This window comes from Microbacterium sp. PI-SA-G, from assembly GCF_057215335.1.
On the sequence record NZ_CM170103.1, the window covers coordinates 2,837,078 to 2,858,491 of the forward strand.

At 70.5% G+C, this 21,414-nt stretch carries 18 protein-coding genes; 7 read left to right on the top strand and 11 right to left on the bottom strand.

All coding sequences use genetic code 11. The features are described from left to right. Nucleotides 1-58: 58 nt before the first annotated feature. Both AC2D10_RS13945 and AC2D10_RS13950 read right to left on the bottom strand, forming a co-directional pair. Nucleotides 59-490, bottom strand: a complete 432-nt coding sequence (locus AC2D10_RS13945) for a DUF3237 domain-containing protein (protein WP_484708518.1) — start codon at nt 488-490, stop codon at nt 59-61. Then, the gene (locus tag AC2D10_RS13950; protein ID WP_484708521.1) at nt 487-2,151 is read right to left on the bottom strand and encodes a CocE/NonD family hydrolase; all 1,665 of its coding nucleotides are present in this window, start codon (nt 2,149-2,151) and stop codon (nt 487-489) included. The genes AC2D10_RS13945 and AC2D10_RS13950 overlap by 4 nt, the downstream gene beginning before the upstream one ends. Nucleotides 2,152-2,299: 148 nt before the next feature. On the opposite strand from AC2D10_RS13950, the gene AC2D10_RS13955 reads away from it, so the two are divergent. Next, complete coding sequence (locus tag AC2D10_RS13955) at nt 2,300-2,869, top strand: TetR/AcrR family transcriptional regulator (RefSeq protein WP_484708524.1); 570 nt, start codon at nt 2,300-2,302, stop codon at nt 2,867-2,869. A 13-nt stretch (nt 2,870-2,882) separates the two neighbouring features. On the opposite strand, the gene AC2D10_RS13960 is transcribed toward AC2D10_RS13955, so the two are convergent. The 3 genes from AC2D10_RS13960 to AC2D10_RS13970 are packed head-to-tail and all read right to left on the bottom strand — an operon-like array spanning nt 2,883 to nt 5,123. Beyond that, nucleotides 2,883-3,230, bottom strand: coding sequence for a cupin domain-containing protein (locus tag AC2D10_RS13960; protein ID WP_484708527.1), 348 nt, complete (start codon nt 3,228-3,230; stop codon nt 2,883-2,885). After that, nucleotides 3,227-4,630 carry an NAD(P)/FAD-dependent oxidoreductase gene (locus tag AC2D10_RS13965; protein WP_484708530.1) on the bottom strand — a complete coding sequence of 468 codons (1,404 nt, stop codon included), beginning with the start codon at nt 4,628-4,630 and terminating at the stop codon, nt 3,227-3,229. The genes AC2D10_RS13960 and AC2D10_RS13965 overlap by 4 nt, the downstream gene beginning before the upstream one ends. A gap of 28 nt (nt 4,631-4,658) precedes the next feature. Beyond that, the gene (locus AC2D10_RS13970) at nt 4,659-5,123 is read right to left on the bottom strand and encodes an Lrp/AsnC family transcriptional regulator (protein WP_484708533.1); all 465 of its coding nucleotides are present in this window, start codon (nt 5,121-5,123) and stop codon (nt 4,659-4,661) included. Between the two features lie 100 nt (nt 5,124-5,223). Between AC2D10_RS13970 and AC2D10_RS13975 the strand changes: the two genes are divergently transcribed. Then, nucleotides 5,224-6,696 carry a gamma-aminobutyraldehyde dehydrogenase gene (locus AC2D10_RS13975; protein WP_484708535.1) on the top strand — a complete coding sequence of 491 codons (1,473 nt, stop codon included), beginning with the start codon at nt 5,224-5,226 and terminating at the stop codon, nt 6,694-6,696. A 33-nt stretch (nt 6,697-6,729) separates the two neighbouring features. Here the strand turns inward: AC2D10_RS13975 and AC2D10_RS13980 are convergent, their stop codons facing one another. Continuing rightward, nucleotides 6,730-7,284 (bottom strand): GNAT family N-acetyltransferase, encoded by a 555-nt coding sequence (locus tag AC2D10_RS13980; RefSeq protein ID WP_484708538.1) that lies wholly within the window; start codon nt 7,282-7,284, stop codon nt 6,730-6,732. A gap of 125 nt (nt 7,285-7,409) precedes the next feature. Between AC2D10_RS13980 and AC2D10_RS13985 the strand changes: the two genes are divergently transcribed. The 4 genes from AC2D10_RS13985 to AC2D10_RS14000 all read left to right on the top strand — a co-directional run bounded on the left by AC2D10_RS13985 (nt 7,410) and on the right by AC2D10_RS14000 (nt 12,572). Then, the gene (locus AC2D10_RS13985; RefSeq protein WP_484708541.1) at nt 7,410-8,906 is read left to right on the top strand and encodes an HNH endonuclease signature motif containing protein; all 1,497 of its coding nucleotides are present in this window, start codon (nt 7,410-7,412) and stop codon (nt 8,904-8,906) included. 172 nt (nt 8,907-9,078) lie between these two features. Beyond that, complete coding sequence (locus tag AC2D10_RS13990) at nt 9,079-10,191, top strand: ROK family transcriptional regulator (protein WP_484708543.1); 1,113 nt, start codon at nt 9,079-9,081, stop codon at nt 10,189-10,191. Between the two features lie 18 nt (nt 10,192-10,209). Beyond that, nucleotides 10,210-11,211: a polysaccharide deacetylase family protein gene (locus AC2D10_RS13995; protein WP_484708545.1), complete on the top strand. Its 1,002-nt coding sequence runs from the start codon at nt 10,210-10,212 to the stop codon at nt 11,209-11,211. Continuing rightward, the gene (locus AC2D10_RS14000) at nt 11,208-12,572 is read left to right on the top strand and encodes an MFS transporter (protein WP_484708548.1); all 1,365 of its coding nucleotides are present in this window, start codon (nt 11,208-11,210) and stop codon (nt 12,570-12,572) included. Before AC2D10_RS13995 ends, AC2D10_RS14000 begins: the two co-directional genes overlap by 4 nt. Nucleotides 12,573-12,607: 35 nt before the next feature. Here the strand turns inward: AC2D10_RS14000 and galE are convergent, their stop codons facing one another. Genes galE through galT form a run of 3 tightly spaced genes read right to left on the bottom strand, consistent with a single transcriptional unit; the run spans nt 12,608 to nt 16,051 of the window. After that, nucleotides 12,608-13,588 carry a UDP-glucose 4-epimerase GalE gene (gene galE / locus AC2D10_RS14005; RefSeq protein ID WP_484708552.1) on the bottom strand — a complete coding sequence of 327 codons (981 nt, stop codon included), beginning with the start codon at nt 13,586-13,588 and terminating at the stop codon, nt 12,608-12,610. A gap of 49 nt (nt 13,589-13,637) precedes the next feature. Beyond that, nucleotides 13,638-14,849 carry a galactokinase gene (gene galK / locus AC2D10_RS14010; RefSeq protein WP_484708554.1) on the bottom strand — a complete coding sequence of 404 codons (1,212 nt, stop codon included), beginning with the start codon at nt 14,847-14,849 and terminating at the stop codon, nt 13,638-13,640. Next, entirely contained in the window at nt 14,846-16,051 is a 1,206-nt protein-coding gene (gene galT / locus AC2D10_RS14015) for a galactose-1-phosphate uridylyltransferase (protein ID WP_484708556.1), read from the bottom strand. Before galT ends, galK begins: the two co-directional genes overlap by 4 nt. Before the next feature lie 159 nt (nt 16,052-16,210). Here galT and AC2D10_RS14020 point away from each other — a divergent pair, with 159 nt between their 5' ends. Further along, nucleotides 16,211-17,170 (top strand): LacI family DNA-binding transcriptional regulator, encoded by a 960-nt coding sequence (locus AC2D10_RS14020; protein WP_484711853.1) that lies wholly within the window; start codon nt 16,211-16,213, stop codon nt 17,168-17,170. Here AC2D10_RS14020 and AC2D10_RS14025 read toward each other — a convergent pair. After that, nucleotides 17,167-19,491 carry a beta-galactosidase gene (locus AC2D10_RS14025; RefSeq protein WP_484708557.1) on the bottom strand — a complete coding sequence of 775 codons (2,325 nt, stop codon included), beginning with the start codon at nt 19,489-19,491 and terminating at the stop codon, nt 17,167-17,169. The genes AC2D10_RS14020 and AC2D10_RS14025 overlap by 4 nt on opposite strands. Then, the gene (locus tag AC2D10_RS14030) at nt 19,488-21,248 is read right to left on the bottom strand and encodes a glycoside hydrolase family 35 protein (protein ID WP_484708559.1); all 1,761 of its coding nucleotides are present in this window, start codon (nt 21,246-21,248) and stop codon (nt 19,488-19,490) included. The genes AC2D10_RS14025 and AC2D10_RS14030 overlap by 4 nt, the downstream gene beginning before the upstream one ends. Nucleotides 21,249-21,414 lie beyond the last annotated feature (166 nt).

Here is a 21,414-nt window from a genome sequence, read left to right on the forward strand (position 1 = left end):
GGTGTGGTGCGGGAGTGGTGCGGTGTGGTGCGGGTATGTGCGGTGTGGCGGGGAAGGGTCAGCGGACGACGAAGACGCGGATGCAGATCTGCTCGTCCTCGTCGCGGGCCAGGCCGATGAACTGATTCCGGGTGAGCCACGTGTGTGCCGGGGCATCCGTCTGGAACACGGGTGCGGTGCGGAAGTACGGCTCACCCTCGTCGTTTTCGCGGTAGTAGCCGCGGTTGAGGATGTCGATCGCCGATCCGTCCTCGGCGCGCAGCAGGTAGCGGGCCTCGAGCTGCGCCGTGCCGTCGCGCTCGACGGCCCAGTCGCCGCCGCCGGCCAGCACGGTGCCCCGGAGCAGGGGGCCGTCGACCGTGCCGCCGGTGATGGGGGTGAAGGAGAGCACCTCGTGGGGGCCGCGACCCAGGTGGATGTCGGCGTCGACGTCGACGCGGATCTCAAAGGCGTACTCGAGGATCGGGTCGGGCAGTGCGGATTCGGTCATGACAGATCTCCTTGCAGAACGGGAAGGCGGAGGACGAGGCCGAGCGGCCCGCCCACGACGAGATGCTGGCGGTTCGCGGCGGTCGCTCCTCCGGCCCACGGGTCGGCGCCCGTTCCGGTCTGAGGGAGGAACTCGGGGTAGTCGCTGCTCGAGACGTGCAGTCGCAGGCGATGTCCGGCGGCCACGCGGTAGCCGACCTGCCCCAGGTCCAGGTCGATCGTGGCGGGGGAAGCCGCGTCGCTCAGTTGACGCTGGCCCCGGGCGATGCGCAATGCGGTGCCGTCGGGCGAGACATCGAGCAGCCGGAGGAACAGATCCATCACCGGACCGTCGGAGCGAATCGTCGCGGTGGCGGTCACGGGCCCCGCGAGGTCGAGGTCCGCGGCGAGCGGTGCGGAGGTGAAGACGAGCACGTCGTCGCGGTCGCCGATCAGTGCCTCGTCGGGGAGCTCGAGAAGGAACGAGAACGCGTCATCAGCGCTCGACGGCACGAGGTCGGCGGGGTCGTGCGTCCAGGACATCTCGGTCGCTTCTGCAGCTGCAGCATCCTTCGTCAGTCGACCCTGGGCGGTGGCAGTCAACTCGCTCGTGCGGATGCCGGCTGGCGGCCAGGATGCGTCGATGCGGTCCTCGCGCGTGCCGGCGAGGTTCCAGTGCACCGGGGGGATGTCGGCGGGCGAACCGTTGCCCCGCAGATACACCTCGAAGAAGGCCAGCGCCGGGTCGAGAGTGCGCGGCAGCAGTGCGCGCACCTGGTCGTCGGTGCGCTCCGCGACGCGATCCTCCGCAGTGTCGAGCAGCTCGTAGCCCTCGTGATCGATGGACTCGATGCGCAGGTGGTGGTGCGCCGCCCACGCGGGGTGCTTCTCGATCTCGGCCACGTCGGCCCACGAGAGGGGCGAGCAGTTGTCCCACCAGCCGATCGTGTGCAGCACGGGGATGGACCGAGCCGCGAACGGCGACCCGAGCGGGAAGCGCGGCAGGTGCACCGGCCGGGGGTACCACTGGTCGTACGAGATCGAGCGCTCGCCGGCAGTTGCGAGGAACTCCTCGACCTGCGCGGCGAAGTCCCGGCGGGACCAGTCGGGCTCCCAGAGGTAGGTGTCGTTGCCGTGGAAGTGGCTGACGGGATACAGGTAGGTGATCGCCCACTCGACGTTCGACACGCGCTCACCTGCGATGCGGCGCACGGGCTCGCCCAGGGCGGTCCCCGTCACACGGGGTGCGATCGCCTTGAGCGCCGGGTGGCCGCTGGCCGCCGCCGCCCACTGCGTGTAGCCGTAGTAGCTGTCGCCCCACATGACGATCCGTCCGTTGGACCATGGCTGCTGCACGATCCAGTCGAGGGTGTCCTCGCCGTCGCGCACCTCGTTCACGAAGAGCATCGCCTCGCCCTCGGAGCGGAATTTGCCGCGCACGTCCTGCGCGACGACCCGGTAGCCGTGGGAGAGGAAGTGCTCCGCGATCAGCGGAATGAACGTGTAGCCCCCGCTCTTGTCGTACGGCAGTCGGATCAGGACCGTGTCGCCGGGAGTCACATCGCCGCCGGCATCCGGCAGGTAGAGGTCTGCGGCGAGGAGCACTCCGTCGCGCATCCGGACGCGGGCGGGGCGTGCGAGGTCGCTCTCCGGTGCCGCCGAGATGCGGGTGTAGCGGTCCATGTCTCTCCTTCGGAACGTCGGCGATGCGGTCGCCGCGTCGCTCGATGAATCACAAGCTAGGTCCGTTCCGGTTAATAGTCAAGTCAGACTAGACTAAAAACTTCGAAACAGATCGAGCTATCCTGCTGAGGCAGGGACAGGGGGAGCAATGGCACGTCCAACGGTGGCGGCGGAACGCCGCGACCAGATCATCGACGCCACGTTGCAGACAGTGGCCCAGCACGGCATCGCCGGCACGTCGCTCGACCGCATCGCGGAAGCCGTCGGCATGTCGCGGGGTCATGTGCGGCACTTCGTCGGCAACCGCGACCAGCTGCTCGCCGAGACCGCACGCCGCGTCTTCTCGGACGAGAGCGGGCAGCTGACGATCCTGCCGGACGACGTCTCGACCTTCACCCAGGCGCTGGACTTCCTCTTCGGCGAGGACTTCACGCGGTCCGATGCCGAGAACGCCGTCGTCCTCGGATTCGTGGAGCTCTCGCGCACGAACCCGGAGATTGCCGAGGTTCTCGCAGAGGCCTATGCGCGCACGCGCACCACGCTGGCCGGCTTCGCGGTCGCCGCCTACCCGCAGGCCGACGCCGAGACGTGCGCGCTGGTCGCCGACGGCACTCTCTCGGCCGCGCTCGGCAACGTGTTCATGGGCGACTTCGATCCTGACGTGGTCCGCACGGCGCGCGTGCGGCGCGCGTTCGAGAAGCTGCTCGCCGTGCTCTGACGGGCCTCCGGCCTCACGCCACGTAGATCTTCCGCAGTGTCTCGCTGACCTTCCATACGGTCTTCTGACCTGCCGCGAGTCGCACGACCGCCCCCGGACCGACGGCGAGGTCGGGCAGTGTCGGGTCGTCGAACGCGATCGTGGCGTGCCCGCTGAGCACGACGAACACCTCGTCGGCCTCCACATCGGTCGCGGTGCCGGGCGTCATCTCCCACACGCCGACCTCGACACCGCCGACGTGCGCGAGCGTCTGCACGGCGGTGGTGGGCGCTCCGTCCACCACCTCGGCGGCGGGGAGCGGTTCGTGCGTGAGTGCGAGGGCCGCGGCATCCACTCCCGTTCCGGGCGTCAACAGGCTCACGAGTCGAAGCCCATGCCCACGGCGTCGAGGGTCTTCAGGAACAGGTTGCGCTTGCCCTCGTTGTGGTCGGCGCGGTCCATCGCCGCGCGCACGAGGTTCACGCCGATCGAGGCTGCAGGCTCGGGTGGGAACGGGATCGGCTTCTCGCGCACCATCCGCAGTGCGGTGCGCTCGGTCTCTTCGCCCGACAGCTTGTCGAGCATCACGTCGCCGGCGAAGCGCGCAGCGCCCACCCCGAGCCCGGTGAATCCGGTCGCGTAGGCGACGCGTCCTTTGCGGGCGGTGCCGAAGAACGCGCAGAAGCGGCTCGACGAGTCGATCGCGCCGGCCCACCGGTGTGTGAAGCTGAGGCCCTCGAGCTGCGGGAACGTGGTGAAGAAGTGCGAGGCGAGTCGGCGGTGGCTCTCCATCCGGTCCTCGTACGCGGGGCGGATCTTGCCGCCGTAGTGGTAGACCGCGTCGTAGCCGCCAAACAGGATGCGGTTGTCGGCGCTGAGTCGGTAGTAGTGGAACTGGTTCGCGCTGTCGGCGAGGCCCTGACGATTCGACCAGCCGATCGAGGCGAGCTGCGCCTCTGACAGCGGCTCGGTCATCAGCACGTAGTCGTAGACGGGGACGGTCATCAGGCGATTGCGTCGCAGGAGCGCCGGGAAGGCGTTGGTGGCCAGCGCCACGGCATCCGCGGTCAGACTGCCGCCCTCGGTGACGAGCGTGACGGCCGAGGATCCGTCGCCCTCGACGCGCCGGACCAGGCTGTGCTCGTGGATCTCGACGCCCAGCTCGACGGCCACGCGGGCGAGCTCGAGTCCGAGCTTCGCCGGGTGCACGAGAGCGCTGCTGTCGCGTTCCCACGCGCCGGCGAGGAACGTGTCGGAGTGCACCTCGGCCTGCACGGCCTCACGATCGAGGAAGCCCTCCTCGTCACGCAGCCACTCCACCTGATGCGGTTCGACGGCGACCGCGAGCTGCCCGGTGCGCTCGAACTCGGCGTCCATGCCGTAGCGGGCGACCGTCTGCTCGATGCCGTCGAGGTTCGCCAGCCCCATCTCCTCGAGCCGGTCGATCTCCTCCGGCCAGCGGGTGAGTCCGTTCTCGTGTCCGTGCGTGAGACTGGCCTCGCAGAATCCGCCGTTGCGTCCGGACGCCGCCCACGCGATGCGCGACGCCTCCAGCAGCACGACGCTCCGCTCGGGGTCGCGTTCCTTCGCGCGGATGGCGCTCCAGAGTCCGGCGTATCCGCCGCCGACGATCGCGAGGTCGGCGCGCACGTTGCCGGTGAGGGGCGGATGCTCCGGACGGGCGACGTCGTCGAGCCAGAACACGCGCAGGGCGGTGTCGCGCAGCGAGGCGTCGATGACGGACTCGGCCGGTCGCCGGCGTTCGAAGACGGTGGTTCCCATGATCACTCCGATGTGCGGGGGTGCGCGCTCAGCGCGTGCCCCAGTTGTAGAGGTCCTTGTAGAGCCCGGCGTAGAGCAGGCTCTCGGTGTGCGCGATGCCGGGGATGGCACGGATGCGCGAGGCGATCAGGTCGATCAGATGCTGGTCGTCCTCGCAGACCGCCTCGACGAGGATGTCGAAGGTGCCCAGCGTCACCACCACGTACGCGAGCTCGGGGATCTTGGTGAGCTCCTGCGCGATCTCGCGCGGATCACCGGTCACGCGGATGCCGATCATCGACATGCGATGGAATCCGAGCTGCATCGGGTCGGTCACCGCGACGATCTGGATGATCCCGGCCTCGGTCATCCGTTGCACCCGCTGACGGGCCGCGGCCTCGCTGAGTCCCACGGCGCGGCCGATCTCGGCGTAGGGACGGCGGCCGTCCTCCTGGAGGAGTTCGACGATCTTCTTCGAGACGTCGTCCAGCGCGGGCTGCTTCTGCGTGCTCATATGTCGATATTGACAGGTATGGACGGTCTAGGCAACTGATTCAGTCGTCAGAAGCGAGAAGTTCTTTTGATTTCGTTTCAGGATGGCTAGCATGAGGCGCATGCGCACAGACTCCGGAACGACTGCTTCTCTGCAGACTGCCTCTCGACCGACTCTGCAGAACTTCATCGGGGGACGATACGTCTCGGTGCGCGGGTCGGGCACGCTTCCGCTGATCGACCCCGCGACAGAAGAGGAGTACGGCGCGCTGCCCCTGTCGGACGAGAGCGATGTGGATGCTGCGTACGCCGCGGCATCCGCTGCCTTCCCGCTCTGGCGCGACACGACGCCCGCCGATCGTCAGCTGGCGCTGTTCCGCATCGCCGACGAGATGCTCGCTCGGACCGAGGAGTTCGCCGACCTCGAGTCGCAGGACACCGGCAAGCCGCGCGCATCGCTGGTGGACGACGAGATCATGCAGTCGATCGACCAGTTGCGGTTCTTCGCCGGCGCCGCCCGCAGCCTCGAGGGCCGCGCGGCGGGGGAGTACCTCGCCGGGCACACCTCGTTCGTGCGGCGCGAGCCGATCGGCGTGATCGGCCAGGTCACGCCGTGGAACTATCCGCTGAACATGGCGGTGTGGAAGATCGCCCCGGCGCTCGCCGCAGGCAACACGGTGGTGCTGAAGCCGGCCGAGTCCACGCCGCTGACGACGCTGCTGCTCGCCGAGATCGTCGCCCTGCACACGCCCGCGGGGGTGCTGAACGTCGTGCTCGGCGCCCGCGAGACCGGCGTCGCCCTGGTCGAGCATCCGACGCCGCAGATGGTCGCCATCACCGGGTCGGTGCGGGCGGGCATGGCGGTGGCGCGCTCGGCGGCGAACGACGTCAAGCGCGTGCACCTCGAGCTGGGCGGCAAGGCGCCGGCGATCGTGTTCGCCGATGCAGTGGTCGAGAAGGCCGTCGAGGGCATCGTCGCCGGCGCGTTCTTCAACGCCGGGCAGGACTGCACCGCGGCCACCCGGGTGCTGGTGCACTCGTCGATCCACGACGAGGTCGTCGCGGCGCTCGTGGAGCGGACGCGGACCCACGCCCGCACCGGCGGTCCGCACGAGGAGGGCGTGCTGTACGGGCCGCTCAGCAGCGCCGCGCAGCTCGCGCAGGTGCAGGGCTTCATCGAGCGCCTGCCCGCGCACGCGACCGTCGAGACCGGCGGACGGCGTCAGGGCGAACAGGGCTACTTCTTCGAAGCCACGATCGTGTCGGGGCTGCAGCAGGACGACGAGGCCGTGCAGGGCGAGATCTTCGGACCCGTGCTCACCGTGCAGTCGTTCACCGACGACGCCGAGGCGCTCGAGATGGCGAACGACGTGCCCTACGCGCTGGCGTCGTCGGTGTGGACGACCGACCATGCGCGCGCGATGCGGTTCTCACGCGACCTGGACTTCGGCTGCGTATGGATCAACACCCACATCCCCTTCGTGTCGGACATGCCCCACGGCGGGTTCAAGCACTCCGGGTACGGCAAGGATCTGTCGCAGTACGGATTCGACGACTACACCCGCATTAAGCACGTGATGAGTGCCTGGGGGTGAGGTGGGGTGCGGCGGATGCTGCGGCTCAGGACGTCACGCCGGAGCGAGGGGCTTCACGCGGCGGTGTTCGGCGAGGGTGAGGCCGGGGCGCTCTTCCACTCGCGTCGCGCCGTCGGCGATCCAGCCGTTACGGGCATAGAAGGCGTCGGCGCGGGCATTGCCGTCGAGCACCCAGAGGTGCGCCGCGGCGTGCCCGGCGTCGATCAGGCGCTGTTCCGCCGCGGTCAGCAGGGCGGCACCGACGCCGGTCGACCACGCGGACGGGTCGGCATAGATGCCCCAGACCTCGCCGGTTGTGCGGTGGGCGCCGCTTTCTGAATCCCCAGACGCTGGCGCATCGCGGGAGGCGCCGAAGGAGGCCCAGCCGAGGAGCGTGTCATCGCGCACTGCGACGAGGGTGCCGAGAGTCAGCGGATCCGGATCGGTGAGGATGCCGCGCCACCGCTCGGCCCGGTCGTCGATCGAGAGGGAATCGAGGAACGCCTGGTCGATCAGGCCGCGGTACGCCGCCTGCCACGCACGCACATGGATGCCGGCGATCGCGTCGGTATCGCCGAGCGCGGCGGGTCGGACGGTCATGACTGACATGCGATCACTGTAGGGGGCGGCAGTCATGGGTGGGGTCGCCTGCGCTGGATGCTGTATATCGGGATACTGGTTGTGAGCTGGGTTTTTCGGGTCTGAATGTCGGTGGCCCCGGGTTGACTGGGGGTATGAACAGCACTGCGGAGATCTTGGAGCGGGTCGTCGCCGACCTCGCTCGGGTCGTCGATCCGGGTGCTGTGGGCGCGCTGTCGAACGATGACCGGATGCAGGTGCTGCGACTGGCGGGAGAGGCGCAGCGACACCTGGATGCGGTCGTGGTGGAGACGGTCGCGACGGCCCCCGGCGGGGCCGGTGATGGGTCGTTGTGTGCGGGGTTCGGGTGCCGGAGTATGAACGAGTTGCTGCAGCGGGTGCTGCGCACCGATGCGTTCGGGGCCGGGCGGGTGGTGAAGGCCGCCCGCGCAGTTCACCGGGAGGCGAACCTGTCCACGGGTGGGATGCAGCCGGCGCGGTGGCCCGCGTTGCTGGAAGCGTTGCTGGATGGGACGATCGGGATCGCGGGGCTGCTCGCCGCTGTCGGGCCGATCGACGCCGCGCACCGCCGGATCGGGGACGACGCGCGGTGGCGGGCGGATGCCGAGCTCGCGAGCCTCGCGCGAGGACTCGTCGCGGCGGACGACGATGGAGCGGTTGACGATGATGTCTCGCCGAGTTGTCCGCCAGCGACGCCCGAAGACTTGCGGTTGTTCGCGCGGGTGATGCTGGCATATCTCGACCCGGACGGTCCCGAACCGTCAGACGATACGGCGATGCGGGGTCGTGGGGTGCGGTTCGGGCGGGAGAAGAACGGTCTCATCCCCCTGCACGGGGACCTGCTGCCCGAAGTCGCCGCGCAGATGCAACGCATCTGGGACGCGTACCTGAACCCGAAGGTCGACGGGCCACCCTTGCCGGGCGTGCACTTCGCCCCCTCCGACAGCAGCGCCGCCGACGCCGCCGCGGACGACGACTTCGCGGAGGGGTGGGTGAAGGACCCCGACTTCGACCCCGACAAACTGCCCTCCGGTGACGCCGGCGGGATGGTCGACACCCGCTCCCGCGAACAGAAACAGCACGACGCCCTCGCCGCGGTCCTCGGGATCGCCGCCCGGCATGACGAGATGCCGAAACTCGGCGGTGCCGCCCCCACGCTGGTCGTGTCGGTCACCGCGCAGGACTACGCCACCGGACGCGGGTGGGCGCACTTCGACGGGATCGACACCCCCGCATCCACGTCCACCGCCGCACACACCGCCTGCGGCGGAAGCGTGCAGCGAGTGCTGTTCGATCCCGAGGGGCGGATCATCGGCATCGGGGTCACCGACCGCATCTTCACCGCCCACCAAAGACGCGCGATCACCCTCAGAGACAAGGAATGCCTCATCCCCGGATGTCACGTCTCCGCATCCTGGTGTGAGATCCACCACGTCCAGGAACATTCACGCGGCGGGCCGACCCACACCGACAACGGTGTCGCCCTGTGCTGGCACCACCACCGCACCCTCGCTACGTCCGGGTGGGAGATCCGTATGCACAACGGCACCCCACACGTTCGCGGACCTGCGTGGTGGGACCCCGCACGACGATGGCGCACACCACGCCCGAACCTGACCCTCGCCGCATGAACGGGAGACGTCCGTCGTGCACTCGCAGCAGCAGCGTGCCGGCACCGAGCAACCCGGGGCCGCACGCGGCGCAGCCCGCTTGTCATGTTCGCGCAAAGCCCTCAACAGGTGCGACTCGATGTGCCATGCTGGGGCGGACCGACCCGGGGGGATCGACAGGATGACACGGCCGTTGGCAGGACCTCAGACGCTGCTGCGCACCTTGAACAGTCGGGCCATCCTCGAGGTGCTCGCCCGCAACGGAGCCCGCACCCGGTCCGAACTCATGACGGCGACCGGTCTGTCGCGCACCGCCGTGACGCAGGTGCTCCGCATGCTCGAGAGCACCGGCGCCGTCGTGCCGGCCGGTGTCGATCGTGACACCCGGGGTCCGGCCGCGGGTCGCGTGGCGCTGCATCCTCACCTCGGATACGCCGCCGCGATCCACGTCGACCATCACGCCGCGCATGTCGTGCTCGTCGATGCCACGGGCGCCGTCCGGGCCGAGCAGCACGGCGATTTTCACACGAACGACGACCGCGTCGCGTGCATCGCGGCCCTGGTGACCGAATGCCGCCGGACGGCTCCGGGACCGCTGCACACGGCCGTCATCGGGATGCCCGGGGCGGTCAGCCCCGATGGCGGCATCCGCGACGAGCAAGGGCCCGACGGCGGCACCTTCCACAGCGCAGTGTCGGCCGCGCTCGCCTGCGAGGTGCGCATCGAGAATGACGTGAATCTCGCCGCCCTCGCCGAACTCACCGAAGCCACCGCCTCGACCCTGTCGAGCTTCGCGCTGCTGCTGCTCGTCGACGACGGCATCGGCGCGGGCATCGTCATCGACGGCGCACTGCATCGCGGCGCCGCCGGACTCGCCGGCGAGATCATGTACCTGCCGCAGTCTCCGCTGCCCATCGGCGCTCCGGTGGTGAGCGACGCGGTCGTCAGCGATCTCGCGCTCGTGCACGGAAGTGACCCGAGACTGTTCCTCGGCGATCACCTCGAAGCCGCCGCACAGGGCGACGAGGCTGCACTGAAGATCATCGGCGAGCTCGCCCGACGGCTGGTGCTCATCGCCGGAACGATGACCCTCGTGTTCGACCCCGAGGCGTTCATCCTCAGCGGCGACGCCGCGCACCCCGTCTTCGTCGAGGCCGTGACCCGCGTGGCCGAGGAGTTCGCGTTGCTGCTGCACGTGCGCTTCCTCGTCGCCGCCTACGGGGTCGAGGCGCCGCTGGTCGGCGCCGTCCGCGAAGCCACCGTGGGGCTGCGCGCCCTGCTCCTCACCCGGGTGCTCGCACCATGAGCCAGACAGGAGTCGACGGTGACTGATCCCATCGACGTGACTGATCCCGCGAACCTTGCCGCCCCCTCGGACCTCGCCGCCCCCTCCGACCTCGCCGACCGCCTCGGACTCGGCCCGGGCGCGAGAGCGATCATCCTCAACGCTGACGACTTCGGCATGTGTCACGCGGCCAACACCGCGATCATCGAACTGCTCGACGCCGGCCGCATCGACTCCGCGACCGTGATGGTGCCGTGCTCCTGGTCGCCCGAGGCACTTGCCTTCGCCGCCTCGCGCACCGACCTCGACGTCGGGGTGCACCTGGTGCTCACGAGCGAATGGACCCGCTACCGGTGGCGTCCTCTCACCGGTGTGACCGCGCAGACCCTCGTCGACGCTGAGGGCTACTTCCCGCGTGACGTGGTCGCGGTCGAGCAGGGCGCCGACGCGGGCGAGGTCGCCGCCGAACTCACCGCCCAGTTGCAGGCTGCCCTCGACGCGGGCGTCGACGTGACGCACCTCGACAACCACATGGGCTCGGTGTACGGGCTCGCGACCGGACGCGACTTCCTCGAAGAGGTCTTCGCCCTCGCCGCGCAGCACGGGCTGCCGTTCCGGCTGCCGCGCCGCATGGACAGCATGGACAGCGTCGGCCGTGGCGGCGACGCGCAACTGCAGGCGACGCTGGATCGGACTTCCGCGACCGCTCAGGCCTTCGGCGTCGAGATCATCGACCGGCTGTGGTCGCATGCGTTCGAACTGGTCGGCGCCGGAACGGCCGCTGAAGAGACCTACGAGCAGGTGCGCGACGGTTTCGTGGCGCTGCTGCGGGCCGTGCCCGCCGGAGTCACCGAGGTGTACCTGCATCCGATGGTCGACGGCGACGAGCTGCGCGCCGCCGTCGACTACGGCGCGGCCAAACGCGAGTTCGAGCGGCGACTGCTCGCCGACCCGGTCGTGCACCAGGCCATCGCCGACGAGGGGCTTGTGCGCATCGGTTGGCGCGCGCTGCGCGATCTGCAGCGCGGAGTGCAGCGATGACGACGGAGCGCACGAGCCTGACCGCGCGTCTGCGTGACCGCCGCCTCGACGCCGCGCCCACCCGCAGGCAGACGATCGCGTTCGGGGCATCGGGTTTCCCGACCCAGCTCATGATTCAGACGTTCTCGGCCTTCATCGTCTACTTCTACGTCTCACACCTCGCCGTGCCCGCCGGGTGGGTGGCGATCGCGATGATCGCCCACGGCATCCTGAACGCACTGCTCAACCCCGTCGTCGGGGCGCTGTCCGACCGCATCCGCACACCGTGGGGCCGTCGAATCCCGTGGATCGGCATGGGGATCGTGCCGCTCGTCATCGCCTTCGCGCTCGTCTGGATGCCGCCGGAGCTGCCGGCCGCGGGCCTCATCGCCTGGTTCCTCGTCGTGGTCGCCGTCTATGACGTCGCGTTCGTGGTCGTCGTGCTGAACATCTCGGCGCTGTTCCCCGAGATCTTCCGCACGACCGAGGAGCGGTCGCGGGGCAACGTGCCGCGCCAGATCTTCGCCATCCTCGGCATGGTGCTGGGCACGGCCGGGGCGCCCGTGCTCTACGACTCGATCGGCTGGGCCGGCATGGCGATCGTGCTCTCCACGGTGTGCCTGGTGCTGCTGGTGTGGTCGTTCTTCGGCGGCATGATCGAGCGCCGCGTGCCCGAGGCCGCGTCCGAGGCGATGCGCTGGGGCGACCAGCTGAAGTACACGTTCACGAACCGTGCGTTCGTTCCCTACGTGCTCGGCTCGCTGTTCATACAGACCTCGATCGCCGTCATCCTCGCTTCCGTGCCGTTCTACGTGCGGTACTCACTGAACGCGTCGGAGGGCGAGGGCAGCCTGCTGCTGGGTGCGATCTTCGTCACCGCGATCCCCTCGATCGTGCTGTGGAGCGCCGTGGTCCGCCGCACTGCTCCGCGCACCGCGCTGCTGTGGAGCGTCGCCGTGTTCGGCCTCGCCGTGCTCGCCTACCTCGCGCCGACGACCGTGCTCGGCGCTGTACTGGTGGGCGTCGCGGTCGGCGTGGGCGTCGGTGGACTGCTGCAGCTGCTCGAGGTGATGCTCGGTCAGATCATCGATGAAGATGCCGTGCGCACCGGGCACCGCCGCGAGGGCGCGTACTTCGGCGTCAACGGGTTCGTCGTGCGCGGATCCGTCGTGCTGCAGGCGGTCGTCGCAGCCGTCGTGCTCACGGCATCCGGCTTCGACGCGACGCTCGGCGATGCCCAGCCCGACAGCGTCGACGGCGGCATCCGAATCATGCTCGCCGTCATCCCGGTGGGATTCACCGCGATCGCCTGGCTGTGCTTCTGGGCGTACCCGATCCGCACCCGCGACGTGGTCGCATCGCCCGAACAGCAGCGGGCCTGAACCGCGGCGCGCCGGACAGCTGCGCGCCTGACGCGTCAGGCGCCCGCGGCCTGGCGGGCTTCCCAGCCGGTGCGCACCATCTCGTCGACGGTGTAGCGCATGGTCCAGTCGAGGTCGCGGGCGGCGAGTTCGCCCGTCGCGACGATCCGGTCGGGGTCGCCGGGGCGGCGCGGGCCGATCTCGGGCGTGAAGTCGATGCCGGTCACGCGGGCGACGGCATCCATGATCTGCTTCACGCTCAGGCCGTCGCCCGAGCCGAGGTTGTACGCCGGCTCGATCGGTTCGCCTGCGGCCAGTCGCTTCGCGGCGGCGACGTGCGCGGCGGCGATGTCACCCACGTGCACGTAGTCGCGCACGTTGGTGCCGTCGTCGGTCGCATAGTCGTCGCCGTTGATGCGCGGCGTGCGGCCGGCGATCAGCGCCTCGAACACGATCGGGAACAGGTTGTGCGGGCTGACGTCGTAGACCGTGGGGTCTGCCGAGCCGACCACGTTGAAGTAGCGCAGCGAGGTGTGCCGCAGCGGGGTCTCGGAGTCGGCGGTCGCAATTCCCTGGTCACGCAGCAGCCACTCGCCGATTAGCTTCGACTCGCCGTACGGGCTGGCGGGCTTCTTCGCGGTCTCCTCGACCACGAGCGGCACATCGGGCGTGCCGAACACCGCGGCGGACGACGAGAAGACGATGTTCGCGACGCCGGCGGCTTCCATCGCCTCGAGGATCACGCGGGTGCCCTCGACGTTCTGCGCGTAGGTGTGCAGCGGTCGCTGGACCGAGACGCCCGCGTACTTGTACCCCGCGACGTGGATCACGCCGTCGGCGTCGTGATCGCGCAGCGCGTTCTCGACGAGCGCGCGGTCGAGGATGCTGCCCTGCACGAACGGCACGCCCTCGGGCACGAACGACGCCACTCCGCTGGACAGGTCGTCAAGCACGACCGGGGTCAGCCCGGCATCCGCGAGAGCGCGAACCACGTGGGCACCGATGTAGCCGGCGCCGCCGGTGACGATCCAGGACATTGCGTTCCTCTCCTGCCGCACCTCACGGGCGGCTCCGTCAGCCATTCTCTCAGGCGTCGCGGTGCGCGCCCGCCGACGGCACCACCGTGAACAGGTGCGGTGCGGCGAAGCCGCGGTCGGCGAAGGCGCCTGTCACGGCATCCGACACCGCATCCACCGACGCCTGCTCGATCAAGGCGATCGCCGCACCGCCGAAGCCGCCGCCGGTCATGCGGGCGCCGATCGCTCCCGCGGCGAGGGCCGCCTCGACCGCGGTGTCGAGCTCGGGAACCGAGATCTCGAAGTCGTCGCGCATCGATGTGTGCGAGGCGACGAGCAGATCGCCGATGGCACGCGCTCCGTCCTCGCGCAGCACGCGGACGGTGTCGAGCACACGCTGGTTCTCGGTCACGATGTGCCGCACCCGGCGGAAGGTCACGTCGTCCATCAGTTCTTCGGCGCGGGCGAGGTCGTCGACCGCCACATCGCGCAGGCTCGAGACGCCCATGATCTCGGCACCCCGCTCACACGACGCGCGGCGCTCGCGATACCCGCCGGTCGAGTGCGCGTGCTGCACCTGGGTGTCCATGACGAGGATGGCGAGCCCGGCCGGAGCCGCGCCGACGACGACCGGCTGAGCCTCGAGCGAGCGGCAGTCGAGGAAGATCGCGGCATCCGGCTCGCCCAGCATCGACGCCATCTGGTCCATGATGCCGGTGGGAGCGCCGACGGCCTCGTTCTCGGCGCGACGGCCGACACGGGCCAGGGCGACGCGGTCGAGGCCGGTGCCCCAGACGTCGTTCAGAGCGGATGCCGTGGCGCCCTCGATCGCGGCCGACGACGAGAGCCCCGCGCCGACGGGCACATCGGAGGCGATCGCGATGTCGACGCCGAAGGAGTTGTCCGCGCCGGAGGGGGCCGCCAGCTGCAGTGCCCAGGCCACACCGAGCGGGTACGCGGCCCACTCCGGCACTGCCGGCGCGGAGCCCTGTGGGGTCGGGAATAGAGTGTCGAGCTCATCCAGTCCGACCTCGACGACGTCGGAGTCGAAGGTCGAGGTCACGCGGATGCGCCGGTCGTCGCGGCGGCCGACCGCGGCCACCGTGCGATGCGGGATCGCGAACGGCAGCACGAAGCCCTCGTTGTAGTCGGTGTGCTCGCCGATCAGATTCACGCGGCCCGGGGCGGACCACAGTCCGTCGGGCTCGTGCCCGGTGACCTCGAGGAAGAGTGCGCGGGCGGCGTCTTGAGCGGCGGTCGCGTGCGAGAGGGGAAGGGTCATGTGGAGATCTCCTCGTCAGTGTGGGAGGCGCCGTCGGCGCGGGCGATCGCCTCGCGGATGCGTGCGGCTCCCTGTTCGGGGGCGATCTCGGCGGCCCACGCCCACATGGCGGCCTCCGACCCGGCGAGGAACTTGAGCTTGTCGGCGGCGCGGCGCGGGCTGGTGAGCTGCAGGTGCAGCCGCACCGAGTCGCGTCCGACGTGCACGGGCGCCTGATGCCAGGCGGCGATGTACGGCGTGGGCGTGTCGTAGAGCGCGTCGACGCCGCGCAGCAGCCGCAGGTACAGCGGGGCGAGCTCGTCGCGCTCCTCGGTCGTGGTCTCGGCGAAGTCGGGCACATGCCGATGCGGCATCAGGTGCACCTCGAGAGGCCAGCGGGCGGCGAACGGCACGAACGCGGTCCAGTGCTCGCCGCGGAACACGACGCGCTCCGACCCCTGCTCGAACTCCAGGATGCGCGCGAACAGGTCGGGTGCCGTGCGGTCGATCGAGTCGAGCAGGCGGGTCGTGCGCGGGGTCACGTACGGGTAGGCGTAGAGCTGCCCGTGCGGGTGCGGCAGGGTGACGCCGATCGCCTCGCCGCGGTTCTCGAACGGGAAGACCTGCTCGACGCCGGGGAGCTGCGAGAGAGCCGCGGTGCGGTCGGCCCATGCCTCGATGACGGTGCGTGCACGGGTCACGGACTGCGTGCCGAACGATCCGGAGTGCTCGGGGCTGAAGCACACGACCTCGCAGCGTCCGACCGAGGTGCGGGAGCGACCGAGGCCGAGGGCTGCGAGATCGTCGAGTCCGCGGGGCGGGTTCGACGCGGCGGGGGCGGTGCCCAGCGCCTCGACGAGGGCGGGACCGAACGCGGGGGAGCGGTTCTCGAACACGGCGACGTCGTACATCGACGGCACCTCCGACGGATTGGTCGGCGTCTGGGGCGCGAGCGGATCCGCGTCGGCGCCGGGCATCATGACGCGGTTCTGGCGGTTCGCGGCGACCGTGATCCAGTCGCCCGTGAGCACGTCGAGACGCATGCTGGCGGTGTCAGGGCGCGGGGCGAGGGTGCGGGCGTCGACCGCGCGCTCGGCGCCGAGCGTGGTGTCGGGGTCGTCGTAGTAGATGATGTCGCGGCCGTCGGCGAGGACGGTCGACCGCTTGACGATGCCGGCGCTCAGCGACTCGGTGCGCAACTCAGGTGATTCGGGCGTGTTCACGTAAACATGGTACGCACAGCACCGTGGTAACGTCAACATTGCTGAATTGCGAACGGGATCGAAGCGGGGGATGCGGTGGGTGACGACAACACGCGCACCGGTGCGGCTCCCCGTCGCAGCGGGGTCGGATCAGGCCGCGTCGGATCAGGCCGCGTCTCGATGGCGATGGTCGCCGTCCGCGCCGGAGTTTCGGGGCAGACGGTCTCGCGCGTCGTGAACGGCAGCCCGCGGGTCGACCCTGCCACGCGTGACCGCGTCGAGCGCGCTATGGCCGAGCTCGGCTATCGACCGCACCGGGCAGCCCGAGCCCTGCGCACCGGGCGATCGCAGACGATCGGCCTGGTCGTGACGACCCTCGCCACCGCGGGCAACTCCCTCATGCTGCAGGCCACGGCCGAAGCCGCTGCGCGACGAGGATACGCGCTCACCGTCGTCACCGCGGGCGACGACGTCTCGGGTGCGTTCGAGCGCCTCGCGGACCAAGAGGTCGACGGCGCGATCGTGCTCAATGAGGCGTCAGCGCTCGTTCCCGCCGCCGATCGCCCCGCGGGGCTGCGTCTCGTCGTCGTCGACGCCCACCCCGACGGCGACCTGCGCGCCGTGCACAGCGACCACGCCGGGGGTGCAGCCGCGGCCACGGCGCATCTGCTCACGCTCGGGCATGCGGTCGTGCACCACCTCGCCGGCCCCGCCGACTCGTTCGCCGCGGCGGAACGCGAACGCGGATGGCGAGAGGCGCTCCAGGCTGTCGGCGTCGACGCGCCTCCGGTCGTCCGCGGCGACTGGGGTTCGGACTCGGGTTTCACGGCGGGCGATGCGCTCGCGGAGGCATCCGCCGTGTTCTGCGCCAACGATCAGATGGCGCTCGGACTGCTCCGCGCCCTCGCCGAACGGGGTCGCCGGGTGCCGGAGGACGTCAGCGTGATCGGGTTCGACGACGTGCCGGATGCCGCGCACTACCGTCCACCGCTGACCACGATCCGGCAGGACTTCGTCGCGCTGGCGCAACACGCCGTCGCCGCGCTGGTCGCCGACATCGAGGGCGAGATGCCGCGCGACGCCGAGGTCGTGCCGACTGTTCTGGTGGAGCGGGCGAGCACCGGAAGCCTTCGGCCCTAGACCGCGACTCCCCGCCACCCGCCCCGCGCGCGCACCGTGACCGCGGTCACCCCGACGAGGTCCGCCGGTGCTGCGGCTTGCCGGATGAGCGCCGCCGCAGTGGGCAGGGCGATCGTCGACCGTGCCGACAGCGGCAGCACGTGCAGCGTGACCGTACTCTCGGCGGTGATCCCGGCGTCGCGCACTGACACGCGCCAGAGGGTGCCGTCCCAGAACCGATCGTCGACGGTTTCGTCGTCCACGCGCAGCTGAGCGACGTCACCGCGCCACTCGATCTCGAGCACGGCGTCGTGCGCGGCATCCGTCGCCCAGGCGGGCACCGCGAGAGTGTGCACCGCCGCTGCGGACTCGAACGCGGCGGCGTCGGGAGCCCGGTGCCGGCGCCCGCCGAAGCCGTAGTCCGCGGGGACCTCGCCAGCCGTGCGCACGACGTCGAGCGCGACCGCCGCGCACACCGGGACCGCTCCCTCCGACAACGCGGCGGACTCCACCGCGCACGGAGTCCAGGCGCGGGTCGCCGGGTCGTATCTCTCGATCTCGACCGCATCCGACGGGCTGCGCACCCAGAGCGTGCGGCCGTCGTCGGCGAGCTCCGCGTCGGTCCGCAGCAGGTGGCGCTCGCCGTCGATGTTCTCGTGCACCCACAGGCGGGCGGCGTCGGCGGCGGGGAGCACGAGGATGTCGAGCCCGCCCGCGTCGATCGGCGCATCGCCCGGTTCCACCACGGTCGCCGCCGCCGAGCCCACCGCGAGTTCGACCGGGATGCCGGCATCGGCGACCAGCACAAGAGTCGGAGTCCGCTCGTCCAGGAGCGTGAAGGCGGATGCCGTCGCCCACCGCACCACGCTGCCGCCGATGCGCAGACCCACCGGCCAGCGTGCGAGCGTGCCGGCAGGGACATCCACCGCCTGCGACGGGACCGTGACGGGCCCGTGGTCGAACTCGAGCCGTAGCTGCACCGCGCGCACCGGCTCGAGCCTCTCGTACGGCTGATGATGCGAGATTACGACGAACCCCTCCACGCCGTCGGAGCGCAGCGCCCACCGCAGCGTCTCCCGATCCCGACTGCTCGCGGGACGCTGGTCGGGCAGCGTCGACGTCATCCCGGCCAACCGATCGCCGAACGCCGACAGGAACGTGTGCTGCGCCCGCAGCAGCGCCGCGCTCTCACCCACGCTCCCGGACTGATCGATCGGTGCGTGGAAGTCGTAGCTGAACTCCGGGAGATCGTTCGGATACCCGGTCGCCTGCGTCTCCTGCAGGCCCGGCCCAGGGTTCCGCCCGCCCGCGAACATGTAGTACCCCTGCCACGCCGAACCGTTGCCGATCTTCGTGTGCGCGAGGGCGGCGATGTCCCGCGCCGCGAGCACCGGACGGCGGTGGTACGCGGTGGCCATGCCGCTGCCCAGCTCGCAGGTCGCGGGCGGGAACCTCGGTCGATCGCGTCCAGGAGCGGCGAGTGGAGCGGGGGCCGACGCGGGGGCAGCGTCGGCGCTCCCCAGCGCCGCCCGCACGTCGGCGCCGACGCCGGGGTCGTCCCACTCGTGCGACGGCACGAAGTGCGACCGGAACGTGTCGTCCCACGGCTCCTCGGGGTCGAGCCAGAACCCGTCCGCATAGCCGCTGAACACGGGGAACACCTCGCCCGCCGGCAGCTCGGCCCCGCCCCATCCCGTCGCCGTCCACAGCGGTGCGGTGATCCCCGCCTCCCGGGCGAGGCGCGCGAGCGTCGACAGGTGCTGCGGCTGATCGTAGAGTTCGTTCTCGAGCTGGATCGCGATGATCGGGCCGCCCGGCGAGGCGCGTCCGGCAAGGGCGGTCGCGAGCTGGCCGAACCATTCGCGCACCAGCGTCAGGTAGCGCGCATCATCGCTGCGGTGCACGACGTCCTGCTCCTGCACCCAGTCAGGGAATCCGCCGTTGCGCGCCTCGCCATGCGCCCACGGACCGATGCGCAGCACGAGCTCCAGCCCGGCATCTGCGCACTCATCCACGAACGCGGCGACGTCAAGACTCCCGTCGAAGCGGGGCTCGCCGCGCCGCGGCACATGATGCAGCCAGAAGACATAGGTCGAGGCGACCGTGATGCCGGCGGCGCGCATCTGTCGCAGGCGCTCGGCCCAGCGGTCGCGGTGGAGCCGGCTGTAGTGCAGCTCGCCCGAGACCGGGATCCACCCCGCGCCGTCGCGCAGAATCGCCCGGTCTGTGACGGTGATCCCGTGCGCCGACTCGTCGGCCCGCGGCATCCCGGCATCGCGCGCCGGAATCGGCCACGGCCGGTGTCGCGCCGTCAGGACCCGGGCCTCGTGCGCCGCGCTCATTCGACCTCGTGCCCGAGGTCGGGCCGCGCGACGAACCGCACCGTGGCATCCGTCATGGTCTCGAGCTCGACCACCACGACCTCGTTGCGACCGGCGCGGGTGACGGGCCCGGGTACGTACAGCGTGCGCTGCGGCCCGCGACGCCAGTAGCGCCCGAGGAAGAACCCGTTGATCCAGGCGTAGCCCTTGCCCCAGCCCGTCGTGTCGAGGAAGAGGTCGGCCGCCGCGTCGAGCGCGAACGTCGCGCGCAGCCCGGCGGGTCCGGCCACGTGCCCGCCGACGACGCCCTCGGCGTGCACCGGGGCTTCGGCGACGACCGTGGCGAGCCCCGGTACGTCGATCGTGCGCACGTGCCACGGCCCGGGCATCGGACGCCCGGAGAGCGTCGGCGTGCCGATCAGCCCCTTGTGCTCGCCGATGCGCGCGTCGTAGTTCACGCGCCCGGTCTCCTCGACGCGCAGGCGCAGCTGCCGTCCTGCGGGCAGTGCGAGCGCGAGGTCGCCGGTGGTGCGCTGCAGCGTGCCGACCGCTCGGCCGTCGACCGCGACCCAGGCGAGGTCGCGCACCTCGGCCGCGAGCACGACGGCATCGTCGGTGTCGAGGCTCGTCGTGTACTCGGCCAGGACCACGTCGGCACCGAGATCGTCCATCGAGGGAGGCGCGTCGAACGTGCCGCGGTCGGTCGACGCCCGCGGCAGCGGATCACCGACGCTCTCGAGCGCGACCGACAGCACGGGAGCGTCCACCGCGATCGGCAGCGGGTCGGACGGCACAGGCGCATGGCGGGCGATGACCTCGCGGAAGGCGTGGAACTTCTCGGTCAGCTCGCCGGATTCGCTGATCGGCGCGTCGTAGTCGTAGCTCGTGACCAGCGGCAGGTAGCGCCCCGAGTCGTTCGCCCCGGCGGTCAGCCCGAAGTTCGTGCCGCCGTGCACCATGTAGATGTTCACCGATGCGCCCGCGGCGAGCAGCAGCTCGAGGTCGGCCGCACTGTCGGCGAAGGTGGTCGTGTGGTGCTTCTCGCCCCAGTGATCGAACCAGCCGCACCAGAACTCCATGCACATCAGGGGTCCGGTGGGCTGATGCTCCCGCAGGGTCGCCAGCCGTTCGGCGATGCGCGAGCCGAACGATCCCGTCGTGTGGAGCCCTTCGTGGGCCCCGTTCTCGAGCATGTGCGGAACCGGCTGATCGACCTGGGTGAGCGGGACCGTGATCCCCGCCGCGCGCGTGAGGCGGATGAGCTCGCCGAGATACGCCGTGTCGTCGCCGTACGCGCCGTACTCGTTCTCGATCTGCACCAGGATCACGCTGCCGCCGGTGTCGATCTGCCGCGGGGCGATGATCGCGTTCACCCGTTCGAGGTAGTCCGTGACCGCCGCGAGGTAGCGCGGGTCCGAGCTGCGCAGCCGCACGGTCGGGTCGGCGGTGAGCCAGGTGGGCAGGCCCCCGTTGTGCCACTCGGCGCACACGTACGGCCCGGGCCGTACGATCGCGTGCAGCCCCTCCGCAGCGATCAGGTCGAGGAACAGCCCGAGGTCGTTCGGGCCCGTGGCGTCCCACTCTCCGCGGATCGGCTCGTGCGCGTTCCACGCGACATAGGTCTCGATGGTGTTCAGCCCCATGAGGCGCGCCTTGCGGATGCGGTCCCGCCAGAGGCCGGGGTGGATGCGGGTGTAGTGCATCGCCCCCGAGATGATCTGCAGCGGGGAGCCGTCGAGCAGGAAGTCCGTGTCGCCGATCGCGAACCGGGAGGTCATGCGGTGTCCTTTCGAAGAGAGTGGATGCCGTCGTCGGCGTCAGTGCACGAGTTCCGACCCGCGTGCCGGCCCGTCGCCGTCGAGACGCCGGATCGCGCGGAGGGACCGGGCCACGAACGCGGCGATGCGGTCGGCGCCCTCGATGCGGAAGTGCGTGTCGTCGGCG